Genomic DNA, 25894 nt, shown 5'->3' with positions numbered 1-25894 from the left:
AGGGGAGTTCATGACTGACTTAACTGTAATCATTCTTACGAAGAATGAAGAGGTTAATCTGATCAAGTGTGTTTCGTCTCTTCAAGATTTAGCAAAGCGTATTGTCGTCATTGATAGCTACAGTACGGACAGAACGGAAGAAATTTGTAGAGAATTGAAGATAGATTTTTATCAACATGAGTTTACAGATCACGCTTCTCAATTCAATTGGGCTCTTGATAATGTTGATATTAATACACAATGGTCTATGAGAATGGACGCAGATGAAGAATTAACGGTGGATTTATATTCAGAGATAAAGACAAAACTACATCAAATTAAAGAACCTGTAAACGGAATTATTTTAAAACGTCGTGTATATTTCTTAGGAAAATGGATTAAACATGGTGATGTGTATCCCCAATGCCTTCTAAGGATTTTCCGTACAGGAACTGCGATCTGTGAGCAAAAGTTAATGGACGAACACATTGTGCTCTTAAGTGGCACTTCAATTACTTTTGATAAAGATTTGATAGATAATAACACTAAGGATTTAGAATGGTGGACACAGAAACATAACTGGTACTCTGGGAAAGAGATGGAGGAATATTTAAGAGGAATCAAACGGATTGAGGAAGAAGAAGTTCATAATATTAAACCAACATTATTTAAAGGTCAGGCAGAACGGAAAAGATGGATCAAAGATACTATATATTACAAAATCCCCCTTTTTACTAGACCAGCATTGTATTTCTGCTATAGATATTTTATAAAATTAGGATTTTTAGATGGAAAGCAAGGTGTTATATTCCACTTTTTACAAGGGTTTTGGTACAGGTTTTTAGTTGATGCAAAAATATACGAGTATCGAAGAAAAACTAGCTCAGTGGAGCTAGCTCTTAAACAAAGTGGGAGTGAAAGAGTAAATGAAACAAAAAATAAGACTAGATCAATATAGCCAAGCTGATTTTTCTAGAGGAAGAAACGGCTTGGTTATTTTGCTATGGTGGTTCATTCAGGGAACGTTATTTCGATTCTCATTACACCCTATGTATAAATGGAGAAATTTTTTGCTGCGATTGTTTGGAGCTAAGGTTGGTAAAGGAGTACAAATTCGTTCCTCAGCCAAGTTCACTTATCCTTGGAAGGTAGAGATCGGTGATTTTTCCTGGATTGGAGACAATGTCGAGTTCTACAGCTTGGATCAAATAGCGGTCGGAAAGCACGTTGTTGTATCCCAGAAGAGTTATCTATGTACTGGCAGTCATGATATGAACGATCCGCGATTTGGATTAATTACCAAACCAATTCGCATTGAAGATGGCGCATGGATTGCTAGCGACGTCTTTCTATATCCTGGAGTCTCTATCGGTGAAATGGCAGTTGTCGCAGCTCGAAGTACGGTAACTAAATCTGTACCTGCTAATGAGGTCCATGCCGGATCACCGGCCAAATTTATTAAACATCGGTTTGAGGATTTGGGACAGACCATGTATACAGGAGAGGTTGTAGTATGAAGCCAAATGCAGTATTTGTGATTAACTATTTTCATCCGGATTATGCTTCGACGGGGCAGATACTTACTGATTTATGCAAGTATCTACAGAAGGATTTTAATATTACAGTAATTGCCGAACTGCCTCCGATGATGAGGGATTCTCAAGATACCTCCAAATATCAGTATGATCGGCTAGAGGATATTAACATTATTCGAATTCGCTTGCCTCAAGTGGATAAGGGAAATAAATTGAGTAGATTACGTTATATAGTGAGTTATTTTTTCAGCGCACTATACATATTGCTAAAGCAGAAAAAAATCGATTTTATATACACTATTTCTCAGCCACCTATATTGGGTGGACTTATAGGTTCCATAGGGAAAATACTCAAACGAACAAAGCATATATACAATGTACACGATTTTAATCCCGAACAAATTGAAGCCGTAGGCTTCAATAAGAACAAATTGCTTATTGAAGCTGCAAGGTGGTTAGATAAGTTGAATTGTCAGATTTCTGATCACGTCATCACTGTAGGACATGATATGCAAGATACACTCAGTCATAGATTTAACGATCGAAATGTCCCTGCGAATTCAGTTATTCATAATTGGACAGATGAGAAGGATATTACACCGTTGGATAAATCTCATCCTGAAGTAGCTAAATTCATAAATGAGCTGAATCTGACTAACAAATTCATCGTCATGTACTCTGGGAATATGGGACTGTATTATGATTTGGAAAATCTTATTCGATTCACAGATCAATTTAAGGATTGTGAGGATTTAGTGTTCTTGTTTATCGGTGAAGGGGCAGTAAAGAATAAGATGATGGAACACGTAACACAGCATCGCATACAGCAGGTTGAGTTTATCGGGTTTCAAGATAAATCAAGAATTAAATATTCACTTAATGCAGCTGATCTCCATCTGGTCGTCAATCAAAAGGGGATTAAAGGGGTATCCGTACCTAGTAAGATCTACGGTGTAATGGCAGCAGGTAAACCTGTTCTAGGAGTGCTTGAGGAAGGAAGTGAAGCTTACCGACTAGTAAAAGCAAGCGGTTGTGGCGAGCTTGTCGAACCTCAACAATATGAAGAGTTTGTGCAAGCTATAAAGAAAATGTACTTTATGGATCGAGCTCACTTAAAAGACATGGGTCGGCAAGGAAGAGTGTATCTGGATCAGCATCTACAAAGAGAGACAGCCATGGAAAAGTATCGTTATCTTCTAAACAATATAAGTTCTATCCACAATTCTAGACAAGAGGGAGCTGAGATGAACTTATGAAACTTGTTCTGTTATCCGGTGGTTCTGGTAAGAGGTTGTGGCCGTTATCCAATGATGCCAGGTCTAAACAGTTTTTAAAGGTACTGCAAGATAAAGATAACAACATGGTATCTATGGTACAGCGTGTGTGGTCACAGATCGAAAAAAATGGCCTAATAGAAGACAGCTATATAGCCACTAGCAAATCCCAGGTGGAAATTATGGAGAGCCAGGTCGGTCAAGGTGTTCCCATAATTATAGAGCCCGAACGAAGAGATACCTTCCCTGCAATCGCCCTAGCTGCAACTTATTTATATTCTGTCTCCGGTGTGTCGCTTGATGAGACCATAGCAATATTGCCAGTCGATCCTTATGTAGAGGATCGATTTTTTGATGTTGTTAAAGTGCTAGATAATACACTACTGGACTCAGAAGCTGATCTTGCTTTAATAGGTGTGAAGCCGACTTATCCATCTTCTAAATATGGTTATATTATTCCTTCAGAGGAATTGGAGAAGGAATATGTTACTGTTTCGAGATTTCAAGAAAAGCCGTCAGAACAGGAAGCAGAGTTTCTAATTGCTGAAAAGGCCTTATGGAATTGCGGAGTTTTTGCATTTAAGCTCGGTTATCTCATTTCATTACTAGTAGAGAAAGAGATACCCATTCATTACGAAGAGCTGGCGAAACAGTACAATAAATTGCCAAAGATCAGCTTCGACTATGAAGTAGTGGAGAATGCGAAGCGGATCGTTGCTGTTCCTTACGATGGTTACTGGAAGGATTTAGGTACATGGAACACCTTGACTGAGGAGATGGGCAGCTGCCAAATCGGAAAAGGGATTATAAGCGAAGATTCTGCTAACACGCATCTTATCAATGAGATGGATATTCCTGTTACGGTGCTGGGTATATCAAATGCAGTAGTCGCTGTTAGTCCTGATGGGATATTAGTAACCGACAAGCCTTCCAGTCCACGAATTAAAGATGTGGTCAATTTTGATCAGGGACCAATGTATGAAGAGAAGCATTGGGGCTGGTGCAGAATTCTTGATAGTCAAACGTATGCAGATGGAAATCGAGTTGTCACTAAAAAGATTAGTATTAAGACAGGAAAAAACCTGAGTTATGTACTTAGTACCGAACGTCAGGAAGTGTGGACGATTGTCAAAGGAGAAGCAGAATTCATCCACAATGGTAATTTAATGGTGATTAAGGAAGGGAATGTTCTTCATATTCCAGCTAAGACCATGCATGGATTAAGAGCAAAGAGTGAAGTTGAATTCATTGCGGTTCAGACAGGTCCAATTAATGGATTTGAAGATACGGTTGAGATATATAGAGAGTGGGCTGATATTGAACAACATTGCAGCAAGTAATGAATCATCGGTCATTATGTACTATATCTCTGATTATGGATATGGTCATGCTGCTAGAAGCATAGCTCTGATCCGCAGGCTCATGGAAAGAAATATAGGTGAAAATATCTTGCTTGTCATTTGCAGTGGACGTTCCTTGCCATTTATCAGAAAATCTCTTGCAATGTATGAACAGCAGATTGTCTATCGAAACACTCAACTGGATTTGGGCTATATCACGAAGCCTGGCTCAGTTGAGCTGGATTATTCTGAAATGAAAAATGGATATAAAGAATATATCAGGAGGTTTCCTACTCTTGTGAAGCAAGAGAAGGAATTTTTATCAATAACAAATGCTGATTTAGTTATTTCTGATATTTCGCCAATCCCATTTGTTGCTGCTGATTCGTTGAATATAACGTCAGTTGGTATATCTAATTTTACCTGGTACACAGCTTATCTTGAATTATTTGAGGACAGACAGTTAGATCCTTTATTCCAGGCATATTGTAAAATGGATTATTTCATTTCCCTTCCTGGAGCATATGAGCCCCCGTGGGGGAGGCAAGAAAGAGCCAAGGTAGGCTTTTATTCAAGGCAACTGATCAAGCATGAACTCAGTCGTATTAAACAGGAACTCAATCTCGAACGATTTGAAAAAGTGTTGTTTTTCACTGCTGGTTTAGGGATAGAAGGTTTGAAGGACTTGGAATTTCTTCGATTATGGAAGAATCCTAATGTGGCCTTCTTAGTCTCATCTACGATGTCAATCCGACAGGATAATATATTCCATATTCCAAAGGATTACCTGGAATCACAGCATTACGTTGCTGCAGCAGACTATGTAATAACAAAGCCGGGATGGAGTACCATTAGCGAAGCTATTCTCTTTGAGAAACCATTAATGTTAATTAGACGGTCAGGAATGAGAGAAGATACTAATTTGATCACCGCTTTAGTAGATCAAGGAAGCAATTCATTGGAAATATCCAATTGGGAGGAATTTATTGAACTAGATGCTTCCTACTATGAAATTAATAAGAGGGATAATCTTAACCCAGACAACATAAATATTAAGATAAATCATTACCTAGATGACATTTGTCTCATATTTGATAGGTTATTAATAAGGGAATGGAAGGGAGAACCAATATGAATATTACCGTCATCGGTACCGGATATGTTGGTTTGGTATCAGGGGTATGTTTCTCGGATATCGGTAACCATGTTATATGTGTCGATAATAACCCTGCTAAGGTCGAAATGCTGGAACGTGGTGAAGTTCCGATATATGAACCTGGGCTTAAAGAACTCATAGACAAGAACAAGGCAGCCGGAAGGCTGTCTTTTACTTTTGATACGCAAACGGCGGTTCAGGCATCGGATCTGATCATCCTGGCCGTGGGAACTCCATCATTACCGAATGGAGAAGCGAACCTGCAATATATCGAACAGGCAGCTCGTGAAGTAGCCCTTGCGATGAACGGACGCAAGATTGTAGCTACGAAGAGTACAGTGCCAGTAGGTACGAATGAACGTATTAAGCATATCATCTCTGAGTATAGTCAGCATCCATTCTCTATTGCTTCTCTGCCAGAATTCCTTAGAGAAGGCACGGCGATCTGGGATACGATGAATCCGGATCGTATCGTCATTGGTAGTGAGGATGAAGAGACGGCAGATACACTGAGTGCTCTTCATGCTCCACTCACGGATAATATCATTACCACCGATATCCGATCCGCAGAGATGATTAAGTATGCCTCGAATGCATTTCTTGCGACCAAGATCTCCTTCATTAATGAGATTGCAAATATCTGTGAGAAGGTAGGAGCCGATGTTACCCGAGTTGCCGAAGGGATGGGGTATGACCGTCGAATCGGAAGCTCCTTCTTGAAAGCAGGGATCGGGTATGGAGGTTCTTGCTTCCCTAAGGATACTCAGGCGCTTATTCAAATTGCGGGTAATGTAGATTATGAATTCAAGCTCTTGAAATCCGTAGTTGAAGTGAACAAGGATCAGCGGTTTAATATTATTCACAAGCTGCAGCTAGCCCTCGGTTCTCTGACAGGGAAGCGGATTGGGATCTGGGGACTCGCATTTAAACCCAATACGGATGACATTCGTGATGCGCCTGCGATTGAGATCATTCAGGAACTGGTTCGTGCAGGTGCTTCGGTATACGCATATGATCCTGTAGCTACAGAAAATTTCCGGCGTGAAGTAGATAGTGACTCTATCTATTGGTGTGATGATGCTCAATCTGCTGCAAAAGACAGTGATGCCTTATGCTTGCTCACGGAATGGCAGGAATTCGGTGAAGTGGATCTGACCGAGTTAGCCAGATCGATGAATCGGCCAATACTGATTGATGGTCGAAATGTATATGATCCTGAGAAGGTGAAGGAAGCCTCATTTATTTACTATTCTGTCGGACGTCCGAATGCGGACAATATTTCAGATTCTTATACTACAGCTATGTCCTAGGGCATAGCTGTCTTTTTTTGCTTTATTGACTTCTCACTTCATGAAAGAAAGGTATGGCTCATATGAAACGTTGGTTAAAGATTAGTCTCGGCGGAGTCGCTGCTATTGTCACTGTCGGTGTAGGTTTCGTGTGGTATATGTATGCTTCCCTTGAGACTACAGCGAATACAATCTATGAACCGCGTGAAGCGGTAATACCCGTTACCGATATCGGTGGGGGGCAGGAGTCTGCTCCGGCTGTACAGCCTAAGGTAGAGAAGATTAAGGAAGTAGATCCCTTCTCCGTGTTGCTGCTAGGTGTGGATGAGAGAGCCAATGATGCGGGCAGATCAGATACAATCATTGTTCTGACGGTGAATCCACAGAAGCAATCCATTCAGATGTTTAATATTCCAAGGGATACGAGAACCGAAATCGTAGGCAGAGGTTCAGTAGATAAGATTAATCACGCGTACGCGTTCGGTGGGGTAAACATGTCGATACAAACGGTAGAACAATTCCTTGACGTTCCTATTGATTATTATGTCAAATTAAATATGGAAGGGTTCGTATCGGTTATTGACTTATTGGGTGGTGTTGAGGTGAACAATCCATTCGAATTTAATATGGGTGACAAGAAATTTGTGGAAGGGCCAATTACACTATCAGGCGAAGAAGCTCTACTCTACTCCCGTATGCGATATGATGACCCACGTGGCGACCTTGGAAGGAATACAAGACAGCAGGAGATTGTTCAAGAGCTGATGAAGAATGCACTTCAGGTATCGAGTGTTATGCAGATCCAGAACATCCTGGATGAAGTCGGGGGAAATGTGAAGACCGATATTACATTTGATGAAATGAAGAAATTTGTGTTGGAATATGCAAGTAGCCTGAAGAAGATCGACACCATGGAGATTCAGGGACATGGGCAGCGAATTAACGGGATCTACTATTATATTGTGGATGAGCAAGAGAAACAGAGGGTGACTGCAGCGATAAAAGAGCATATGGATGAGGCAGAACCGTCTTGAGCAGAGCTGAGCGAAGACAGGATCATAAAAAGAAGCAAAGAAAGCGGGTCCTTCTAGCCCTCTTCCTGCTATTCTGGATTCTGTTCATTCTGTTCATGTCCACTAGGACGTATCAGCAGCAGACCATTCGCCCTCTTCTCATCCAAACCGTTCAGAAGCTGAATATTGATTTCGAGTTGCCTGATATCCGAATCAGCTATGGAGGTCATACCAATTCGCTCCGCAATAATCCATACGGCTTCACGGAGTTCGTATTCCGCAAATGTGCTCACATGTTCGTGTATGGTATCTTAACGCTGGCAGCTCATATGATTCTGAAAAAGCGGTGGGGACCTACCCTTACAGTCTATTGGGTACCGTTGGTCATTACCTTACTGATTGCGAGCGCTGATGAGTTTCTGCAGCGATTCTCCGCAGGCAGGACATCCTCCTTCGATGATGTTCTGCTGGACTTGACCGGGGGCTGTATTGCTATTCTTCTATATGTATTGTTTCAGTATGTGCGGCACAAAAGGAAGGTCTAAAGCCTCTTCCTCTCTCATACCTTGAGTTACAAGGGACAAGAGAGGAGGAGGCTTATTTGATGTTGCGCAAACGACGGGCAAATGGTCTGCTTAAGATCGTGGCTACCTTACTAATTGTGGGTCTGTTGGCTCTGCTCTTCTTCAGTATTCAAGGGGTTATGAAGTCGAATGAAGAAGAGGATGCGCGTAAAGTGATTGAACAATTCTATACATATGAGCAAGAGGGAGATTTCGGGAGCTCATGGGAGCTGTTTCATTCTCTGCTGCAGGAACGATATAAGAAGCCGGACTACGTCCAGACCAGGGCCCATGTGTTCATGCAGCATTTTGGCACCAATACCTTTAAATATGAAGTATCTGAACCCGAGAGGCTGTTTGATGTTCAGCTCATTGAAGGAAAAGAAGCGTTGGCCGAAGTCTATCAATTCACCGTCACCCAGATCTATCATTCTTCCTTCGGTAACTTTAAGATGGTACAGCCCGTATATGCTTCACAGGAGTCCGGAGAATGGCGCGTACTATGGTCGTTTGATAAGGCACAAGAGTTCTAATCTGGATTCGTATTTAATGGGAAAAAGCACCTTATTGCCAAGAGCCTGTCCTCTCTTAGCAATGAGGTGCTTTTTGTCGTGTGCTCGTACATAGGCGTAAGACAAATATTCTTACAATTTGTCCTATTTCTGCAGAACCATGCGTACAATAAAGTAGGTCAAGACCGGAGCCCCAGCGATAACAGCGACCGGCACCACGGAGATCGTTCTTGATGCGCTTCTCCTTAGTTTACGAATCGTTCTTTTCAACACACGTTCCCCCTAGAAAAAAATGTACTACAATACAAATTGTATCACTGAGTGTCCTGCTCTGTGAATGTTTATGACATGTTTTTCATGAAAAAAAGTGAAAACATCTATTTATTAAGCGTTTTCCTGCCCTTTTCCTGGTTAAATATCTAATAACCCTCAAAAATTCTTGACAAAAATATGGGACTCTATTATGTTCAAGATACAATTTGTATCGAAAAGAATCGATTTATGCGGTTGGCTATGGAATGCCCCAGAAGTTGGTTTCACAGGTAATGAAACTATGTGTCTTTATGAATGGAGGACGGCTGAAGTGATCGTGACAAGTCGATTTTATTGTGTCGCCTGTGGGAGGATATTGTCGGTAGACACGGAATATCCAATGGAGTCGAGAGGAATAGAAGAGGCCAAAGTCTCAGGTAGTCTATCATATGAACAGTCCATTTCCAGGATGAAAGACCTTCCCCATATCATACCTAATCAGGTCTTCCGGACCGGATTCTACAGAAATGAAATGCCCTTGGGCTACTGTATCTGCTGCCAGAACGGTGAAGAGACTGTGGAAGAGCAGCAGGAGGCCGCTCCCGCTGCAGAGGAGGAACATTCGCCGTCTCCCGAAGCAGAGCAAGCGGAACAGAATTGCTTCATTCCCTCGAATACACGGGACAGGTTCTCACAGATTATGTTACACTAGGCACGAAGCTTATGAGTGAGAATCCATGCTCGAATCACGATTCGAGCATGATCAAGAGGGAGTGAACTATGACATGCACCAGGAACCTGTCGTTCGTATGCAAGGTGTAAGTAAGGTCATTTCTTCCCGCCATCTCGTGCAAGACCTGACTCTGGATATTTATCCAGGCCAGGTCTTTGGTTTTTTAGGGCCCAATGGCGCGGGGAAGACGACCACAATCCGCATGATGGTTGGTTTGATGTCTATTAGTAGAGGGGACATCTTCATTGCCGGTCACAGTGTGAAGACGCAGTTTGAGGATGCTATCCGTGAGGTTGGCGCTATTGTAGAGAATCCGGAGATGTACAAGTTCCTGACGGGCTACCAGAACCTGGTTCATTTTGCCCGAATGTCACCGGGTGTGACCAAAGAGAGAATCCAGGAAGCGATTGAGCTCGTTGGCCTCCGTGACCGGATTCATGACAAGGTCAAGACTTACTCGCTCGGTATGCGTCAGCGCCTTGGCGTCGCACAAGCCATTCTGCATCGTCCGAAGCTGCTCGTGCTGGACGAGCCGACGAATGGATTAGACCCGCAGGGTATTCGCGAGCTGAGGGATTATTTGCGCAAGCTCACGCTTACTGAAGGGACGACCGTCTTCGTATCGAGTCATTTGCTGTCCGAGATGGAGCTGATGTGTGATACGGTCGCGGTGATTCAGGATGGGAAGCTGATTGATGTTCGGCAGCTGAGACCGGAGAGTGGAGCTCTTGAAGTCCTAGAATATACGTTTGAGGTAAGTGATCCCGAGGCGGCATTTCAGCTCGCTGGACAGGGACGTACTGAGGGCCCGGTGCTGAGCATATCTTGTACTAGAGATGAAGCCGCCGAGCTGAATGCAAGACTGGTCCAACATGACATTAAGGTGTATGGTATTCGGGCACGAACCAGCTCCCTGGAAGATCAGTTCCTGGCCATGACGGGAGGTGAGCGTCCATGAGTAACTTTCTAATGCTGGTACATAATGAGAATATGAAGATCTATCGCCGTGTACGGACTTGGGTGATGCTCGGGATTATTATTGTGATGTCGATCCTGATTCCTTATCTGCTGTCCAGCACAGGGGGCGGCGCCTCGACCTACTATTGGGAAGGCGCCATGCTGACCGTGTCGTTCATCAGCTTCCTGAATACGATCTTTGCGGTCGTCATTGCGGCAGATTCGGTGGCAGGTGAATTCTCTTGGGGTACGATTAAGCTGCTGCTGATTCGTCCGTGGACCCGGAGCAAGATTCTGGCTTCCAAATATGTATCGGTGCTGCTATTTAGTCTGCTGACGACCTTGCTGATGACAGGGTTATCGCTCCTTACTTCCTCGGTGCTGATGTCTACAGAGACGGTTGTGTCACAGATGCCGGGTGATTACACGCCTGCAGGCTATGCGCTCATCAGCTGGCTGTATGAATATGTGGACTTGTTTATCACCTTGGCGATCGCCTTCATGGTATCCACCGTATTCAGATCTGGAGCTCTTGCTATCGGGTTGTCTCTATTTATCTTGTTCACTCAAGGGATCTTCGGATTAATCTTCGATCCGGAACGGTATTCCTGGGCGAAATATATTCTGTTCACCAATATGGACCTTGGTCAATATATGTTCGGTTCGAGTGACAGTGTAATGAGTCTGGGCTTCTCCATTACAGTGCTTGCTGTTTATTATGTTCTATTTATGGGTATTGCCTGGTATGTCTTTCACAAGAGAGACGTGGCAGCCTAGAATAGAAGAGTCTTGTCATTCGATTAGGACCCCTTCATTTGCTATAATGTCTAGGAGTGCGGTGTGAGAGGATGTTGCATAACTCGTTATGTGACTTACATATTTACCATTAGAAATAGACATGAATGGAGGAAGTGAACTTGGCTCAAACCAACAGGTTTTTCCGATTCTGTATCGGTATAATCCTGATCCTGCTTGTTATCTTCTTGGGTGACAAGGTCAAATTTATTTTTAATCCGCTGATTTCTTTACTCAGCGTAATCTTAGTGCCGGCGATGCTGGCAGGATTCTTCTACTATCTGCTAAGGCCGCTCGTTGAGCTGATGCATAAACGAAGAGTCAATCGGACGCTCGCCATTTTCCTCATCTACCTGGTATTCGGTCTGATTATGGCTGGATTTATTATCGGGATCTGGCCGTCGCTGCGGGAGCAGTTCCTCGCGTTCATTGAGAATGCGCCGAATTTGATTAAAATGCTGACTGAGCAGGTTCAGGAGCTGGAAGAGAGTGGAATGCTGGCACAGTTCCTGCCGGAGGGAAGCAACATATTATCCCGGATCACAGAAGTCATTGATCAAGGGTTTACCGTGCTGACCGATTACATGTCTGGTGTAGTCTCCTTCTTCTCCAGCTTCATTATGGTGTTGTTTGTTACTCCGATTATTCTCTACTTCATGCTGAAGGAAGGCGGGAAATTCGGGGAGAGGATTGTAGGCTTCATGCCGAAGCGTTTCCGTGACGAGGGTACAGCTCTGATGGATGAGATCGACAGCTCTCTCAGTGGATTCATCGTTGGACGTGTCATCATCAATGTGGCGCTTGGCGTACTGATGTATATCGGATTTCTGTTTATCGATTTGCCATATGCCTTGCTGCTGACCGTGATCGCGGTCATTATGAACTTTATCCCCTTCATCGGGGCGTTCTTGTCATCGGTGCCAATTGTGATCATTGCCTTTATCCAATCTCCTTCGATGGCGATCTGGGCACTGATTATTATCCTTGCTGCACAGCAAATTCAGGATAACCTGCTGGCGCCTTATATCTTCAACAAATCGCTCGATATCCATCCGATCACGACGATTGTTGTGGTGCTTGTGGGTGGCGATATTGCAGGCTTGATGGGGGTTATTCTTGCCATTCCGTTCTATATGACGCTGAAGATTGTGATTACCAAGGTGTATCATATCTTCTTCAAGGACAAATGGGAGAAGGCATAGCCTTACAGCGCCGGTGTCTGTATTATATTAATAAAACCAATAAGGCCCGCAGGTCTGTCACGAACAGACATGCGGCCTTATCTATTATATAGTAACGAATTACTCTGCGAGTGCGGCTTCCTCTTCGCCGTTTGCGGTATTCAGAGGTTCTCTAGGAATAACAGCGACCTTCAGGAAGCGGTTCTTCTCTGCCTCCAGCAGAACGAAGGTAAGTCCTTCATATTCGTATTCTTCTTGTTCATTCATTTCGGGCTGATGACTGTACAGCCACCCTCCAATCGTATCCCATTCGGTTGTGTCCAGGGAGGAGAGGAGTAGATCATTCACCTTGGACAAGGATACCTTCCCGTTAAATATAATGTAGTTCTCATCCACGAACTGGATTTCTTCTTCCTCATCGGCGTCGAATTCATCCCGAATCTCTCCGACGATCTGCTCCAGCACGTCTTCGATCGTGACCATACCCGAGGTTCCGCCATATTCATCAACCAGGATCGCAATATGATTGCCTTCCTGCTGCATCTTGTGAAGCAGTTCTTTGACCGGAGTTGTTTCGTGAACTGCAGGAATCGGATGGATGAGGCCGGCAATGTCAATGTCGGAGGAGTTGCCTCCGTAATACTCCAGGAAAAATTGCTTCGTATTAATGATGCCGATAATATCATCCTTATTCTCATTCACGACCGGGAACCGGGTGTACTGCTCTTCACGAATGATGGCGAGATTCTCATCAACGGATTTGTTGACGTACAAGCATACCATATCGGTTCGGGGAACCATGATTTCCTTAGCGAGCATTTCATCAAAAGCGAAGATCCGGCTTACATATCCAAATTCGCTCTGATTAATCTTGCCGCTCTCGAAGCTCTCATTAATAATAATCTGCAGCTCTTCCTCAGAATGAGCGTCTTCGTGCTCAGAAGCAGGCTTAACGCCAAACAGCTTCACAAGACCATTGGCAGAGCCGTTCAAGACGAAAATAAATGGGTACATGATTTTGTTAAACCAAATGATCGGTTTGGCGGTTAGCATCGCAACCGTTTCTGCTTTGCGAATGGCAACGGTCTTTGGTGCGAGTTCACCGACAACGACATGTAAGTAAGTAATCACCATAAAGGCGATTATGAAGGACAAGAATGATCCTACGGCCTCCGGTAATTGCATTCTTTCAAATAGCGGGTGCAGAATCTTCTCGATGGTCGGTTCCCCCAGCCATCCGAGTCCCAGCGAGGTAATCGTGATCCCCAGCTGACAGGCGGATAGATAGCCGTCCAGATTAGCAACCACCTGTCTAACGGCGGCGGCTCTTTTGTTCCCTTCTGCGATCAGTTGATCCAATCGACTCGTTCTTACACGTACAATCGCAAACTCTACTGCGACAAAAAATGCCGAAAAACCAATCAATACGGCCACTAGGACCAGGTATATCGCGTACCTACTACCTTCTTCCATTTCACATCTCTTCCTCTTCATGAATTTAAACTATAAAGCGAATCGAATTCAACAGATGAATCATGTATGAACTTGATTCAGTTTATCGAATATTATAGCTCAATTCAGAGCGCCTGAAAATACGCCCTAAAGTACAGTGAATGTCAAGTACTTTAATTACAAAGCTATTTTTGAGCGAAAATTCTATATTTTTTGGTTCTGACATGCATGTTTCTTGCAAAAATTTGTCACACTGTATAGATGACTCCGAATCCTTACATAAGAAGGGGGCTGGCATATGATTTGGCTGGTCATCGTGATACTGATCTTATTTTATTTCCTGCAAACCGTCCTCTTGTTTGTACTGGAGTATGAGAGACCGGCCAAGGCGGGAGTATGGATTCTAATCTCCATCTGCCTGCCTGTTATTGGAATAGCGCTCTATTTCCTGGCCGGCCGTCCCTACAAGCGAATGAGGAAGCATGTGAAGACGGAGGTGTGGGAACACATTCATCAGCATCTTGCTTCACAGACCACCGTCATAACGAAGGCAGAAGACATGCAGAGTGAGGTCTTTACATCACATACCCGGCTGTTCAACTTGTTGTCCCCTATTCCGAACAGTGCGATTACGGGCTGCAACCAAACGAAGTATTTTACAGAGGGTGAACCGCTGTTTGCGTCCCTGCTGCATGATATAGAGAAGGCGCAGCATCATATTCACATCCAGTTTTATATTTTTCGTGATGACATTATCGGCACCATGTTTCAGGATCTCCTCATTGAAAAAGCCAAGCTGGGCGTGAAAGTCAGCATCATCTGTGATGGATTCGGCAGCAAAACCCTGCCTAAGCCCTTCATTCAAAGAATGAAGAATGCGGGAATCGAGATTCATTTCTTCCTGCCGCCCGGCCTTGCGATGAAGCTTCGTAAGCTGAACTACCGCAACCATCGCAAGATTGTTGTCGTCGACGGTACGATCGGATATACCGGAGGAATGAATATCGGAGATGAATACCGGGGCCAATCGCAGAAAATGGGGTTCTGGCGGGATACGCACATGCGGATCAGCGGAGATGCCGTGTACTTCCTGCAGACAACCTTTCTCAAGGATTGGGAGATGGTATCGGGGCAGACCGTAGATGAGGAGCTCATTCCTTCCCTATTCCCTCCGCATGACTGCCAGGTCAATGAGCAGGTTCAGATTGTGGAGAGCGGGCCGGATGAGACGCGTCATCTGATTCAGGAGGTCTGCTTCAGTGCCATTACACAAGCGAACAAGCGGATCTATATTACAACGCCGTACTTCATACCGGACGATGCGCTCATGACTGCACTGAAGACAGCTGCTTATGCGGGTGTGGATGTACGCATTCTAATTCCGTATGAGGCGGACTACGCGATTGTGCTGCAGGCAACGCTGTCTTATGTAGAAGAGCTGCTGACGGCGGGAGTTCAGTTCTATCGTTATAAGAAAGGCTTCATTCACTCGAAGGTCATCGTCGTCGATGATTTGCTCGCTACGGTGGGCTCGGCCAACCTGGATATGCGCAGCTTCTACAGCAATTTTGAGCTGACGTCGGTCATGTATTCAAAGAGTGCGATCGATAGGCTGGTGCAGGATTTTGCAGGCGATCTTACGCATAGCATGAAGGTGGAATTAAGCACGTTTAGTCAGCGTTCAAAATTAGGCAAATCCACCGAAATCCTATGTAGGTTATTATCTCCTCTACTCTAAGGATTTGGGATGATTTCTGTCATAAAAACCTGCTTTCTATTCCATTATCTCGTCTTTGCTGACTCTTTTAGTGTTTTATGGATTCGGAGTATGGTATAATAAAGTCTCAGGTCATGTCTTGCGGACATAGAAAGCTTAAAAGAATAGGGGGGATTCTATGTCAAATATGACAACGAAGGAAATGATGCCGAGTCCGGGCAAACAGACGAAGGCAAACAGTTCTCCAATTAGCTTGAAGCTGCTGCAGCGTGCCATCATGATTGTGGTCGGCGCATCGCTTATGGCTATAGCTCTTGAGATTTTTCTAATTCCCAATGGCGTAATTGATGGTGGTATCACAGGGATATCCATCATGGTGTCACAGCTCTCCGGCCTGCCGCTTGGTGTATTGCTGACCTTGTTCAACCTGCCGTTTCTTCTAATTGGGTATAAGCAGATTGGCAAGACCTTTGCGGTATCTACACTGTTCGGCATTGTTATCATGTCGATCGGAACACATCTATTGCATCACGTTCAGGCGTTAACGCCGAATGAGCCGCTTCTGGGTGCTGTATTTGGCGGTGTTATCCTCGGCGTGGGGGTAGGACTCGTCATCCGTTCAGGAGGTTCTCTGGATGGGACGGAGATTGTTGCAATTCTGGTAAGTGGAAGATCTCCATTTTCGGTCGGACAGGTCGTACTGGTCATTAATGTGTTCATCTTCGTTATGGCAGGCTTCGTGTTTGGATGGCCAAACGCGATGTATTCCATGATTGCATATTATATTGCGATGAAGATGATTGACGTCACGATTGAAGGTTTGGATCAATCCAAGTCGGTATGGATCATTAGTGAGAAGTACCGGGATATCGGAGAAGCTCTTACAGATCGTCTTGGCCGCGGGGTTACATACCTGGATGGAGAAGGCGGATTCAGCGGGGATGAGAAGAAGGTGATCTTCGTCGTCATTACGCGTCTGGAGGAAGCCAAGCTGAAGAGCATCGTAGAGGACTGGGATCCACAGGCCTTTGTAGCGATTGGTAATATTCATGATGTAAAAGGCGGACGTTTCAAGAAAAAAGGCATTCATTAGCGAGCGATTCGTTCGACTATGGGTATTTGTATAAAGAACCCGGTATTCCTAAGATGTTTAGGAGTACCGGGTATTTTATTATGCGCGGAAGGAAGCTATCCGGTGTACGGGATACGTGATATACACACTTTTTGTGCTGTTGTTATCTACTTCTTATTCTTCAGGTGCTTCAATACATTCTCCAGTGGCTGCGGCGGCAGAGCGGAGAGGAGATCGCCTTTTTCGGCCAAGCGGGCGCCAATATTGAGCAAATGGAAGTCCTTCGGACGTACGTCTGCTGCTACCTCATCCCATAAGAGAGGCGTTGAAACGGAGGCGTGTTCCCTGGCGCGTGGAGTGTAGGGGGCGGCCAAGGTTTTACCACCATAATGCTGGAGATAATCAAAATATATCTTGTTGCCCCGATCCTTCTTTAGCCGTTCCAATGTGAATAAGTCTGGATGCTTCTGGCACACGTACATGCCGACAAAATGACCAAGCGTCCGAAGCTCCTCGAACGTAATCCCGCTCTGGATGGGCACAATAATCTGCACACCTGTAGCGCCCGACGTCTTGGGTACGGATTGAATGCCAAGTGAACTTAGGGTCTGCCCGACGATGTGCGCGGCTTCCATTATTCGGGGTTCTTCGGGCAGGCTGGGGTCGAGATCAATCATCCATTCGCAGGGCAGCTTACTGCCTGCATAATGAAGCGAAGGATGAAACTCAAGCGCGGCAAGGTTGCCAAGCCATAGAAGGACTGGAAGGTCCTCCATCACAATATAATTGATCCCTTCGTGAACGGCTGTCTTGACATAGGGAGGGAGGGGCTCAGGCGCATTTTTTTGATAAAAAAATTCTCCATGAATCCCATGCGGATACCGGATCGTCGTGAGCAGGCGGTTCCTGCAGTATTTCAGCAGATAGGGGGAGAGCTCTGCCAGCTTCTGCAAATACATGGCTTTGGTAACGCCGGCTTCAGGCCAGAGCGGCTTGTCTGGATTCGTAATCGTAATATCCTGTCCTTCAATTTGAATCGTGCCCTTGATCGAACGCGGCATAGGTCAGCTCTCCTCCTTCTGTGATACTTGGCATTCTGCTGCAGGGACGTGAGGGGCGAGGCTCTCTATTGTAGGGTGGCGCATCGTTCCGCCGGGTGTCCATTCGAGAAAGGTAACACGTACGACCAGCTTGGGCTGTATCCACAGTGCCCCTTGATTTCTACCCGGTACATTGACAAAAGGCATACGCTGTACACCCATGCTCAGCACTTGTTCGGTAAGGGTCCGCCAGTCCTGCACTGTAAATCTGCCGGTTCCGGCATGTCCGATATACTCCAGCTCTCCCTGTTGGTTATACAGACCAAGCAGAAGAGAATTAACGACCTTGTCTCTGAATGTAACGCCGCCAATAACGGCATACAAATCTCCGTTCTTCTTGCGTTTCTGCCACCGATTATCTTTGCCGTCTAGAGCGTAGGTACTGTTCAGATCCTTGACGACGACACCTTCGAGCTGCTGTGCTTTGGCTGCTTCAAACAAGGCATTGCCATCCGGAAAATTCTGTACCAGCTGAACCTGCGGATGAGGCTTGATCATCTCAGCGAGCAGCTGCTGCCGCACCGACAGGGGCCTATCCATTACCCATACTCCATTCAGGTACAGGATATCGAAGACCATGTAGGTAACCGGAACGCTCTTCAGGCCTTGCCGGATACTGCGCTCGCTTCGAAGACTGTCTCGTCTCATGATCTCATGAAAAGACGGCTTGCCCTCTCTGAATGCAATCAGCTCTCCATCGAGGATAAAAGAAGAAGCGGATGAATAGACATCCGCTAGTGTGAATTCGGGATACTGCAGGGTTCGGTCATTCCGTTTGCGATTAATGAGCTTCACTTCATGCCCGTCATAATACGTTAGCATGCGGACACCGTCCCATTTCACCTGGGCAATCCAGGGAGGGCCGACAGGAAAAAGATTCGTTCGGATCGGTTCGAAAGGAATGACCGGCTTAAGTTCCATGCACCTGCTTCTCCTTTAATACTGAAATTATTTATGATTGATAGGTCAAACGAATGCCAATACCAAATGGATCGGTAACATAGCCTTCTGAATCCTGAGTAGTTACGTTATATCCGCCGGACTGAAGACGCAGCAGCGTATCGTCGAACGCTTCTTTATCCTCAAATAAGATGGTGAAATAATCGATTCCTACCGCATCGTGAGGGGTAGCCGGAGCATTCTGTCCCGCCCAAATATTAAGTCCGATATGATGGTGATACCCGCCGGCCGACACGAATACGGCCTGAAAGCGCGGATCATCCAGCACGATATCAAACCCGAGCAGCTTGTTGTAGAATTCGCGGGCTGCCGGGAGGCTGGATATATGAAAATGCACATGACCGATAACGGTGTCTGCAGGCAGTCCTATAAACGGTTTGTCGCCCGCCAGCGCGAGCAGTCCGTGAACATCGACAGGATCGGTTCCCATAATATAATGATTGTTCGCATCGCGGCGCCATACACTTCGTGGCCGGTCAGCATAAATCTCAATGCCGTGCCCGTCCGGGTCATTAATATAGAGTGCTTCACTAACACTGTGATCGCCTTGCCCAATTTCAATTCCGCTGTCGATCAGGTGGCGAAGCGCAAGGCCCAGAGACTCACGGTCCGGCAGAAGAATTGCATAGTGGTACAGTCCAGCGTGGCTTCTTGGGCGGATCGGCTTGGCATCCGCAAGCTCTTCCAGTATGACAAGTGAGCGCACGCCGTCACTGGTCAGTACAGCCTGATTCCCTTGTTGAGACAGCACCTTGAGTCCTACGACCCGTTCATAAAAATCAATAGAGCGTGTAAGCTCGCTGACGCGAAGCTTCACTTCACCGAGTGTCGTTGCGGGATGAATAGAGTATGTCATATTTGTAATTGCCTCCTTGATCATGTCCATAGATGGAGTGGTTAAAAAACTAAAATTACTAACCTACACTAAGTTACTTTATGTAAGTTAGTATATAGTGTACCCTTGGACGCGTCAATGGTAAGCGAGATCGTTCAAGCCTTTCTAATTGCGACTCCCACCATACTGGTTAACCTCTCTACATAACCATGCAGGATGTTAGCATCCTACAATTTGAAAGTATCAGATGCAGCATTTCCGTATCCAGCAGCTGTGCTGAATATCCCAGGACCCGAGTAATCTGCCTGTGGAACTGGAAACTGCTTTAAGCTCCGGTCTCTTTCTTTTTGGCGGTTTTTCGCTTTGTTGTCTTTGGCTTGACAACGGGTTCATCGCGATTGTTGTCTTCTGCGGAGGCGGCCTTTTTACGAGTCGTCCGTTTCTTGGCAGGCTTGGCCGGTCCTGGATCGGTAACAATCGGCGGCTGCTGCTGCGTGGCCTCAATACTAGCTTGAAGCGCAGCCATAAGATCGACGACATTCGCTTCCGGCTTGGCTGGAGCAATCTTGTACTCTTCGCCTGCGACTTTATGATTAATGAGTTCAAGCAGTCTTTCACGATAATCGTCAGTATATTTCTCCGGGTCGAATGGCGTACTAAGCTGATCGATCAGCAGCTTGGCCATGGTCAGCTCCTTGTCGTTCACGGCAATATTCTCGGGCAGATTAGGCACCTGGGATACAGGACGGATCTCATCAGGGTAGAAGATCGTTTCAATGGCAAGGCAATCCTCAAGCACCCGAATGGCCGCAAGGCTGCTCTTTGAACGGATGGAGATCTTGGCAATTCCGATCTTGCCAGTTTCACGCATAGCCGTCATCAGCAGCTGGTACGCATTACCTCCGGACTGATCAGGAGATAAATAGTAGGTCTTCTGAAAATAAATCGGATCAATATCCGTTAAATTCACAAAATCCAGTATCGAAATGTTCTTATTGGCCTGCTCAGACAGCTGATCGAGCTCATCCTTCTCGAACAGCACGAATTTTCCCTTCTCATATTCGTATCCCTTCGTAATCTCCTCCCATTTGACTTCAACCTCACAGGATGGACATTTACGAATATAGCTGAGCGGACTGCCGCATTCGGTATGAATGTATCGCATCGAAATATCCTTGTCCTCCGTAGCAGAGAACATTTTGACAGGGACGTGAACCAGTCCGAAGCTGATGGCTCCTTTCCAAACGGTATGCATGACGATCCCTCCTTCAAATAATCTGTAGTATGATCTTTCTTCATATTATGGGCAAAAAAAGACGTTTGTAATCTTATTCATGGAACGTGAAGAGTTGCTTAGTCAGAGTCAGAGAAATGATGCATGATTGTTGCTCCATCCGGACATATTACGGATTAAAAAGGGCGAAGGAGAGAAGACATGTCCAGAACAAGTGATATGTACGAGCCGGACAGAAGAGACAGGGTGAATGGAGATGCAGCTGGATCAGATCGATTCTGGGATGCACTCAGCGGCACGGATATGCTCGCAGCCGATATGGTGGACTGGGAAGAGGTCACCACGCCGGAAGCAAGAGATGAAGAGAGTGTAGAAGAGACGGCATTTGACGTGGATCGTATGGTGAACGAAGGCCTGGGCGGTGGACAGGTCACTGACGACAATGGTTATATCGGAGACAGCACTTCAGATGCATTATTTGATGAGCATGAGCTGGAGATTAATGAGGAAGAAGGAGACCTATAACATGATGGATGCAAACCGTGCAAAAGCGATTTATGAAGCGAAGGAAAATATCTCGGTCAAGCTGGATGGTGAACAGCCTATATGGATTGAGCATGTGGATGTAGAAAACCAAATGGCAACCGTGCAGATCGGCAACAACCCGCTGGAGACGCATACGGTGCGAGTGGATCGTTTGGTCGAGAGCTAATCATACGATAGTGAATATGCACCCGGGGTCTATGGTACCCCGGGTTTTGTGTGTCTTCCTTACCTTGCTTGGACAGATGGGGAACTATATAATGAGGTGAAGGATTTGCCCTGATAACTAGCGAATGGTTTGCTTACGATAGATCGAAAGAAGGTTAGCATATTGAAATACGAGCATCAGGAGTGGGTGTACCACTCCATTAGTGTACAGGATACGGAGCTGCTCGCTGCCCGTCTAGCCAAGCTCGCTGTGCCTGGCTCGGTTATCGCCCTTGATGGTGATCTGGGTGCAGGGAAGACGGCATTTTCCAAATATTTTGCACAGTATTTAGGTGTAGAGGGCGTTGTGAATAGTCCGACCTTTACATTGATTAAGGAATATGAAGGCAGACTTGCGTTATACCATATGGATGTCTACCGGATAACGCTTGACGAAGCCGAGGGACTTGGGCTGGATGAATATTTCTATGGCAGTGGAGTAAGCTTGATTGAATGGTCCAGCATTATCTCGGAGCTGCTGCCGGAGGAACATCTGCATATCCAGATGACGGTAACAGAGACGGGAGATCGTATCATTCGCCTGAATGGTTATGGCTCGCCGTACACGGATTGGTGCGAAGATTTGAAGAGAAGTGGAGTCGATTGAGGATGAAGGAAGAACGGAAGCCGCGTGAGCGGTTTTTGGCGTTGGATACGTCAACAGCGGTACTCGCTGCGGCATTAATGGAGAACGAGACGGTGCTCTCTGAGTCGAATTCACGTGCGGAGCGTAATCATGCCGTCCATGTGGTTCAGGCACTGGAGGATTTAATGAAAGAACAACATATAGAGCGATCTGAAATCGGCGGCATTGCCGTTGGAATCGGACCTGGTTCCTACACCGGTATTCGCATCGCTGTTACAGCGGCGAAGACGCTGGCTTGGGCATGGGATGTGCCTGTTGCAGCTGTGTCCAGTCTGGAGGCACTTGCTTGGGGAGGGCTCGGTTCCTTCAAGGGCAACAAGGGCATCGAAGCAGCTGCAACAGATTCCGGAAATCCGGCTAAGTCAGAGCAGTCCAAATACTGGGTCGTTCCCCTGATGGATGCAAGAAGAGGACAGGCCTACACTGCATTGTTTGAAGGGTACGATGGTGATAAACCGGTGCACCGGTTTGAAGAGGATGGCATTCGGCTGGTCGAGCCATGGACACAGAAGCTTGCTGCGCAGTATGAGCAGACCGATGCTTCAGACCGGCCTGCTGGCATTATTTTTGCAGGGGACGTGTCGCAGCACGAAGAGACGATCGAGAAGCTGAGAGAACGTTTGTCTTGCGAGCTTGTGTTGATGCCGTATGACATGGAAGGAAGATATGTGGGCAAGCTGGGTTCGCTGAAGCTTAAGGCAGGTCAACACGATGATGTGCATACGCTCATACCGAATTACACACAGCTTGCGGAAGCAGAAGCGAATCTTCTACGCAAGGGATGAAGGGAGTCGTACGTTGAGGCATGGAGAGCAAGGAGCAGACCGGGCGGTTAGAATTTAGATTCATGAAGCTGGAGGACATTCCAGATGTACTCGTCATAGAGAAAGAGTGTTTTACCCTGCCGTGGACGGAAACGGCGTTCGTGAATGAGCTGACACAGAATCACTTTGCAAAATATATGATCATGGAACTGGACGGTCAGGCTATCGGCTATTGCGGAATGTGGACCATCGTGGATGAGGCCCATATTACGAATATTGCGGTGAGAGAAGCCTATCGTGGACGCCGGCTGGGCGAGAAGCTGCTCCATGAGATGATGAAGACGGCAGCTTACCTCGGCATGACGAGAATGACACTTGAAGTTCGGATATCTAATACCGTAGCCCAGAACCTATATAAGAAAAAAGGATTCAAGCCATCAGGACTTCGTAAGGGGTATTATTCCGATAATAATGAAGATGCGCTGATCATGTGGGCGGACTTGCCTGCCAGCATCGATCATGGTTCTGATGGTAAAGAGGAAGGAAGTTTAAAGGATTCATGACACATTCATCCGATACATTACAATCCAGTTATATACTTGCAGTTGAAACCAGTTGTGATGAGACCTCGGTATCTGTCGTCAAGGACGGCCGCGAGGTATTAGCAAATCTCATCTCCAGCCAGGTGGAGACGCACAAGGCGTTTGGCGGTGTCGTTCCGGAGGTGGCATCCCGCAAGCATGTTGAGGTCATCACACTAATGATCGAAGAGGCGATTGCCGCTTCGGGAGTGAAGCCGCAGGATCTATCAGCCATTGCAGTCACCCAGGGACCAGGTCTTGTCGGGGCACTGCTCGTTGGTATTGTTGCAGCGAAGACACTGGCGATGGCACTCGGCAAGCCGCTCATTGCAACCCATCATATTGCGGGGCATATCTATGCAAATCGTTTGATAGAGGAGCTGCAGTATCCAGCTATGTCATTGGTGGTGTCCGGAGGACATACGGAGCTGGTTCATATGGAAGCCGAAGGGAAATTTGAAGTGATTGGCCGGACTCGTGACGATGCGGTAGGCGAAGCCTATGATAAGGTGGCGCGAGCACTGGGGTGCCCGTATCCGGGAGGTCCCCATGTGGATCGTATGGCGCATGAGGCAGATCACGCTGTGACCCTGCCTAGAGTCTGGCTCGAGGCTGATTCCTATGATTTTAGCTTCAGCGGACTCAAATCCGCCGTGCTTAATGTGGTGAACCAGGCCTCCATGAAGAAGGAGACACTTGACCCGGCGGCGGTTGCCCGGGGGTTCCAGGAATCCGTTGTTGAGGTGCTGGTCGAAAAAGCCATTCGAGCCGTGCGTGCCTACAGTTCGAAGCAGCTTCTGTTAAGCGGAGGTGTCGCTGCAAACCGTGGTCTTCGTAAGGCGCTGGAAGAGCGCTGCGCCAAGGAAGGGATTCATCTGCTGATTCCACCAATGGAATATTGTACAGATAATGCAGCCATGATTGGGGCGGCAGCACATCTGAAATGGCAGCGAGGCGAGCTGGCCGGTCTTGATCTGCAGGCTCAGCCTGGATTGTCACTCGAAGCGTGGTCCGTTAAGTCTTAAGTGTGGTAAAGTTTATATAGAAGATATATAGAAGCTCATCCATCAATTTGGACGAGCTTCTTTGTATTTGTCGAGGAAATCATATTTCTTAACAACTATTTTCACCTTAAGAAAGGCATTTTGTATATAATGGATTTAACTAAAAATAGGGCGTGAATTTATATGGAGCGCAAATTAAATATTAAATCAATGATAGAATATTATATTGGCAACGGACAGTATCATCATTACTTGTCGATATCAGAACTTCGGTTGTTTACTGATCACATAAAGGAAGTATGTGATACACCTAATTATCTTAGAATTACTCCTTTCTATATTAATCAAAAGATTGACCGACAGATAGAATTTGAGGATATTATGTTTTATGTTGAGTTTAATGAATATTTTGATAATGATAAGTTAGAAAAACATATAGGTGAATGTGTTGGTAAAAACTATGAATTACTTAGTGAAGATGAACAGAGATTAGGTCACATCTTGTTTCCTTTGTGTAATACTAGTGACATAAATGCATTTCATAATGCGGTACAGAACTATTTGTATTTCTTATTTGAAGTCATTCCCAAAATGATGAGCGACAAGATTTTGAAATTAATTGATAACGAGGATATTGGTTTCGGTTATTTTTGTTTTGAGATTCATAGCCGCTAGAAGATGAGTGATACAACCAATGTATGTGACTACGATTTTTTTGTTGTTGAAGGGCGGGGAGTAGCATGGAGGATTTTACTGAACTATTAGTGCAACAGAAAGCAGAAAAAAACCACGGGCAGGAGATGTGTTTTCTTTAAAGTTGGAAGAGAATCTGTTCTATTATGGAAAAGTAATTAAAGTAGAACTAGAGAGTACTAACGTATTTCTTCGGGGATGGTATCTAATACACATATACGATCATCCTACGAAAACACGTATTGATCCATCTGAGAGGGGTTCAATTAATCAATCATTGATCATTCCGCCGATCGTAACAAATAACAAAGGTTGGATCGATGGATACTTCTTAACAGTTGATAACATACCTGTTACTAATACAGATTTATCAATTGATTATGGATTTTGGGATATAATACCGCCTATAAACAAAGCGAAGCCACTTGCGTGTGTAATCACGCCATGTGGTTTTTTCTTATGTCGAAATTAAACACAGCAATTACTCAAAAGTCGTAAAATGTCAAT

29 protein-coding genes are annotated in these 25894 nt (G+C 45.4%); 23 read left to right on the top strand and 6 right to left on the bottom strand.

All coding sequences use genetic code 11. The annotated features are described in order from the left end of the window. Window positions 1-10: 10 nt before the first annotated feature. The 9 genes from TCA2_RS13880 to TCA2_RS13840 all read left to right on the top strand — a co-directional run bounded on the left by TCA2_RS13880 (window position 11) and on the right by TCA2_RS13840 (window position 8682). Window positions 11-937 carry a glycosyltransferase family 2 protein gene (locus TCA2_RS13880; protein WP_047912194.1) on the top strand — a complete coding sequence of 309 codons (927 nt, stop codon included), beginning with the start codon at window positions 11-13 and terminating at the stop codon, window positions 935-937. Continuing rightward, entirely contained in the window at window positions 906-1496 is a 591-nt protein-coding gene (locus TCA2_RS13875; protein ID WP_047912193.1) for a putative colanic acid biosynthesis acetyltransferase, read from the top strand. Before TCA2_RS13880 ends, TCA2_RS13875 begins: the two co-directional genes overlap by 32 nt. Further along, a complete protein-coding gene (locus tag TCA2_RS13870) occupies window positions 1493-2770 on the top strand; it encodes a glycosyltransferase family 4 protein (protein WP_047912192.1) in 1278 nt (425 codons plus the stop codon). Before TCA2_RS13875 ends, TCA2_RS13870 begins: the two co-directional genes overlap by 4 nt. Further along, window positions 2767-4128: a sugar phosphate nucleotidyltransferase gene (locus tag TCA2_RS13865; protein ID WP_047912191.1), complete on the top strand. Its 1362-nt coding sequence runs from the start codon at window positions 2767-2769 to the stop codon at window positions 4126-4128. The genes TCA2_RS13870 and TCA2_RS13865 overlap by 4 nt, the downstream gene beginning before the upstream one ends. Beyond that, the gene (locus TCA2_RS13860; protein WP_052511996.1) at window positions 4106-5263 is read left to right on the top strand and encodes a hypothetical protein; all 1158 of its coding nucleotides are present in this window, start codon (window positions 4106-4108) and stop codon (window positions 5261-5263) included. Before TCA2_RS13865 ends, TCA2_RS13860 begins: the two co-directional genes overlap by 23 nt. Continuing rightward, window positions 5260-6594, top strand: coding sequence for a UDP-glucose/GDP-mannose dehydrogenase family protein (locus TCA2_RS13855; RefSeq protein ID WP_047912190.1), 1335 nt, complete (start codon window positions 5260-5262; stop codon window positions 6592-6594). The genes TCA2_RS13860 and TCA2_RS13855 overlap by 4 nt, the downstream gene beginning before the upstream one ends. Before the next feature lie 62 nt (window positions 6595-6656). Beyond that, window positions 6657-7607, top strand: coding sequence for an LCP family protein (locus tag TCA2_RS13850; protein ID WP_047912189.1), 951 nt, complete (start codon window positions 6657-6659; stop codon window positions 7605-7607). Next, window positions 7604-8131: a VanZ family protein gene (locus TCA2_RS13845; protein WP_047912188.1), complete on the top strand. Its 528-nt coding sequence runs from the start codon at window positions 7604-7606 to the stop codon at window positions 8129-8131. The genes TCA2_RS13850 and TCA2_RS13845 overlap by 4 nt, the downstream gene beginning before the upstream one ends. Window positions 8132-8190: 59 nt before the next feature. Then, window positions 8191-8682 (top strand): hypothetical protein, encoded by a 492-nt coding sequence (locus TCA2_RS13840; RefSeq protein WP_047912187.1) that lies wholly within the window; start codon window positions 8191-8193, stop codon window positions 8680-8682. Window positions 8683-8805: 123 nt separating this feature from the next. Here TCA2_RS13840 and TCA2_RS27880 read toward each other — a convergent pair whose 3' ends face one another. After that, window positions 8806-8931, bottom strand: coding sequence for a hypothetical protein (locus TCA2_RS27880; protein ID WP_274338231.1), 126 nt, complete (start codon window positions 8929-8931; stop codon window positions 8806-8808). Window positions 8932-9244: 313 nt separating this feature from the next. On the opposite strand from TCA2_RS27880, the gene TCA2_RS13835 reads away from it, so the two are divergent. From TCA2_RS13835 to TCA2_RS13820, 4 genes are all read left to right on the top strand, one after another. Then, a complete protein-coding gene (locus TCA2_RS13835) occupies window positions 9245-9625 on the top strand; it encodes a hypothetical protein (protein WP_152557746.1) in 381 nt (126 codons plus the stop codon). Window positions 9626-9698: 73 nt separating this feature from the next. Beyond that, window positions 9699-10604: an ABC transporter ATP-binding protein gene (locus tag TCA2_RS13830; RefSeq protein WP_047912311.1), complete on the top strand. Its 906-nt coding sequence runs from the start codon at window positions 9699-9701 to the stop codon at window positions 10602-10604. After that, entirely contained in the window at window positions 10601-11380 is a 780-nt protein-coding gene (locus TCA2_RS13825; RefSeq protein WP_047912185.1) for an ABC transporter permease, read from the top strand. The genes TCA2_RS13830 and TCA2_RS13825 overlap by 4 nt, the downstream gene beginning before the upstream one ends. A gap of 140 nt (window positions 11381-11520) precedes the next feature. Next, window positions 11521-12600, top strand: coding sequence for an AI-2E family transporter (locus TCA2_RS13820; RefSeq protein ID WP_047912184.1), 1080 nt, complete (start codon window positions 11521-11523; stop codon window positions 12598-12600). 99 nt (window positions 12601-12699) lie between these two features. On the opposite strand, the gene TCA2_RS13815 is transcribed toward TCA2_RS13820, so the two are convergent. Next, entirely contained in the window at window positions 12700-14052 is a 1353-nt protein-coding gene (locus tag TCA2_RS13815; protein ID WP_047912183.1) for a hemolysin family protein, read from the bottom strand. A gap of 277 nt (window positions 14053-14329) precedes the next feature. On the opposite strand from TCA2_RS13815, the gene cls reads away from it, so the two are divergent. Further along, window positions 14330-15769: a cardiolipin synthase gene (cls, locus tag TCA2_RS13810; RefSeq protein WP_047912182.1), complete on the top strand. Its 1440-nt coding sequence runs from the start codon at window positions 14330-14332 to the stop codon at window positions 15767-15769. Window positions 15770-15953: 184 nt separating this feature from the next. Beyond that, on the top strand, window positions 15954-16841 hold the full coding sequence (locus tag TCA2_RS13805; RefSeq protein ID WP_238546401.1) for a YitT family protein: 888 nt from the start codon (window positions 15954-15956) through the stop codon (window positions 16839-16841). A gap of 146 nt (window positions 16842-16987) precedes the next feature. Here TCA2_RS13805 and ligD read toward each other — a convergent pair whose 3' ends face one another. The 4 genes from ligD to TCA2_RS13785 all read right to left on the bottom strand — a co-directional run bounded on the left by ligD (window position 16988) and on the right by TCA2_RS13785 (window position 20970). Then, window positions 16988-17881, bottom strand: coding sequence for a non-homologous end-joining DNA ligase (gene ligD / locus TCA2_RS13800; RefSeq protein WP_047912180.1), 894 nt, complete (start codon window positions 17879-17881; stop codon window positions 16988-16990). 3 nt (window positions 17882-17884) lie between these two features. Continuing rightward, on the bottom strand, window positions 17885-18841 hold the full coding sequence (locus TCA2_RS13795) for an RNA ligase family protein (RefSeq protein ID WP_047912179.1): 957 nt from the start codon (window positions 18839-18841) through the stop codon (window positions 17885-17887). A 31-nt stretch (window positions 18842-18872) separates the two neighbouring features. After that, complete coding sequence (locus tag TCA2_RS13790; protein WP_047912178.1) at window positions 18873-19736, bottom strand: VOC family protein; 864 nt, start codon at window positions 19734-19736, stop codon at window positions 18873-18875. 304 nt (window positions 19737-20040) lie between these two features. Continuing rightward, window positions 20041-20970 (bottom strand): Ku protein, encoded by a 930-nt coding sequence (locus TCA2_RS13785; protein ID WP_047912177.1) that lies wholly within the window; start codon window positions 20968-20970, stop codon window positions 20041-20043. Window positions 20971-21150: 180 nt separating this feature from the next. Here TCA2_RS13785 and TCA2_RS26955 point away from each other — a divergent pair, with 180 nt between their 5' ends. The 8 genes from TCA2_RS26955 to TCA2_RS28030 all read left to right on the top strand — a co-directional run bounded on the left by TCA2_RS26955 (window position 21151) and on the right by TCA2_RS28030 (window position 25859). Continuing rightward, complete coding sequence (locus TCA2_RS26955; RefSeq protein WP_152557745.1) at window positions 21151-21474, top strand: hypothetical protein; 324 nt, start codon at window positions 21151-21153, stop codon at window positions 21472-21474. A 1-nt stretch (window position 21475) separates the two neighbouring features. Next, the gene (locus tag TCA2_RS13775; RefSeq protein WP_370510356.1) at window positions 21476-21661 is read left to right on the top strand and encodes an H-type small acid-soluble spore protein; all 186 of its coding nucleotides are present in this window, start codon (window positions 21476-21478) and stop codon (window positions 21659-21661) included. Between the two features lie 162 nt (window positions 21662-21823). Further along, window positions 21824-22306 carry a tRNA (adenosine(37)-N6)-threonylcarbamoyltransferase complex ATPase subunit type 1 TsaE gene (tsaE, locus tag TCA2_RS13770; protein WP_047912176.1) on the top strand — a complete coding sequence of 161 codons (483 nt, stop codon included), beginning with the start codon at window positions 21824-21826 and terminating at the stop codon, window positions 22304-22306. Window positions 22307-22308: 2 nt separating this feature from the next. Then, complete coding sequence (tsaB, locus tag TCA2_RS13765; RefSeq protein ID WP_047912175.1) at window positions 22309-23130, top strand: tRNA (adenosine(37)-N6)-threonylcarbamoyltransferase complex dimerization subunit type 1 TsaB; 822 nt, start codon at window positions 22309-22311, stop codon at window positions 23128-23130. A gap of 20 nt (window positions 23131-23150) precedes the next feature. Continuing rightward, on the top strand, window positions 23151-23672 hold the full coding sequence (gene rimI / locus TCA2_RS13760) for a ribosomal protein S18-alanine N-acetyltransferase (RefSeq protein WP_047912174.1): 522 nt from the start codon (window positions 23151-23153) through the stop codon (window positions 23670-23672). Next, window positions 23669-24715: a tRNA (adenosine(37)-N6)-threonylcarbamoyltransferase complex transferase subunit TsaD gene (gene tsaD / locus TCA2_RS13755; RefSeq protein ID WP_047912173.1), complete on the top strand. Its 1047-nt coding sequence runs from the start codon at window positions 23669-23671 to the stop codon at window positions 24713-24715. Before rimI ends, tsaD begins: the two co-directional genes overlap by 4 nt. A gap of 162 nt (window positions 24716-24877) precedes the next feature. Further along, the gene (locus TCA2_RS13750) at window positions 24878-25369 is read left to right on the top strand and encodes a hypothetical protein (protein ID WP_047912172.1); all 492 of its coding nucleotides are present in this window, start codon (window positions 24878-24880) and stop codon (window positions 25367-25369) included. Window positions 25370-25496: 127 nt separating this feature from the next. After that, a complete protein-coding gene (locus TCA2_RS28030) occupies window positions 25497-25859 on the top strand; it encodes an Imm26 family immunity protein (RefSeq protein WP_052511994.1) in 363 nt (120 codons plus the stop codon). The last annotated feature ends 35 nt before the right edge of the window (window positions 25860-25894 follow it).

The organism is Paenibacillus sp. TCA20 (genome assembly GCF_000732325.1).
GTDB lineage: Bacteria > Bacillota > Bacilli > Paenibacillales > Paenibacillaceae > Paenibacillus > Paenibacillus urinalis.
The sequence above is the reverse complement of the archived record's forward strand: the minus strand, read 5'-3'. Positions and strand labels throughout refer to the sequence as shown.

Coding starts and splice junctions, on each gene's coding strand:
- ligD (WP_047912180.1), bottom strand. CDS start 17,881: ATGCCGCGTTCGATCAAGGGCACGATTCAAATTGAAGGACAGGATATT.
- TCA2_RS13825 (WP_047912185.1), top strand. CDS start 10,601: ATGAGTAACTTTCTAATGCTGGTACATAATGAGAATATGAAGATCTAT.
- TCA2_RS13880 (WP_047912194.1), top strand. CDS start 11: ATGACTGACTTAACTGTAATCATTCTTACGAAGAATGAAGAGGTTAAT.
- TCA2_RS13840 (WP_047912187.1), top strand. CDS start 8,191: ATGTTGCGCAAACGACGGGCAAATGGTCTGCTTAAGATCGTGGCTACC.
- TCA2_RS13875 (WP_047912193.1), top strand. CDS start 906: ATGAAACAAAAAATAAGACTAGATCAATATAGCCAAGCTGATTTTTCT.
- cls (WP_047912182.1), top strand. CDS start 14,330: ATGATTTGGCTGGTCATCGTGATACTGATCTTATTTTATTTCCTGCAA.
- TCA2_RS13805 (WP_238546401.1), top strand. CDS start 15,954: ATGCCGAGTCCGGGCAAACAGACGAAGGCAAACAGTTCTCCAATTAGC.
- TCA2_RS13850 (WP_047912189.1), top strand. CDS start 6,657: ATGAAACGTTGGTTAAAGATTAGTCTCGGCGGAGTCGCTGCTATTGTC.
- TCA2_RS13855 (WP_047912190.1), top strand. CDS start 5,260: ATGAATATTACCGTCATCGGTACCGGATATGTTGGTTTGGTATCAGGG.
- TCA2_RS13830 (WP_047912311.1), top strand. CDS start 9,699: ATGCACCAGGAACCTGTCGTTCGTATGCAAGGTGTAAGTAAGGTCATT.
- TCA2_RS26955 (WP_152557745.1), top strand. CDS start 21,151: ATGTCCAGAACAAGTGATATGTACGAGCCGGACAGAAGAGACAGGGTG.
- TCA2_RS13750 (WP_047912172.1), top strand. CDS start 24,878: ATGGAGCGCAAATTAAATATTAAATCAATGATAGAATATTATATTGGC.
- TCA2_RS13790 (WP_047912178.1), bottom strand. CDS start 19,736: ATGACATACTCTATTCATCCCGCAACGACACTCGGTGAAGTGAAGCTT.
- TCA2_RS13795 (WP_047912179.1), bottom strand. CDS start 18,841: ATGGAACTTAAGCCGGTCATTCCTTTCGAACCGATCCGAACGAATCTT.
- tsaB (WP_047912175.1), top strand. CDS start 22,309: ATGAAGGAAGAACGGAAGCCGCGTGAGCGGTTTTTGGCGTTGGATACG.
- rimI (WP_047912174.1), top strand. CDS start 23,151: ATGGAGAGCAAGGAGCAGACCGGGCGGTTAGAATTTAGATTCATGAAG.
- TCA2_RS13815 (WP_047912183.1), bottom strand. CDS start 14,052: ATGGAAGAAGGTAGTAGGTACGCGATATACCTGGTCCTAGTGGCCGTA.
- TCA2_RS13785 (WP_047912177.1), bottom strand. CDS start 20,970: ATGCATACCGTTTGGAAAGGAGCCATCAGCTTCGGACTGGTTCACGTC.
- TCA2_RS13775 (WP_370510356.1), top strand. CDS start 21,476: ATGATGGATGCAAACCGTGCAAAAGCGATTTATGAAGCGAAGGAAAAT.
- tsaD (WP_047912173.1), top strand. CDS start 23,669: ATGACACATTCATCCGATACATTACAATCCAGTTATATACTTGCAGTT.
- TCA2_RS13870 (WP_047912192.1), top strand. CDS start 1,493: ATGAAGCCAAATGCAGTATTTGTGATTAACTATTTTCATCCGGATTAT.
- TCA2_RS13865 (WP_047912191.1), top strand. CDS start 2,767: ATGAAACTTGTTCTGTTATCCGGTGGTTCTGGTAAGAGGTTGTGGCCG.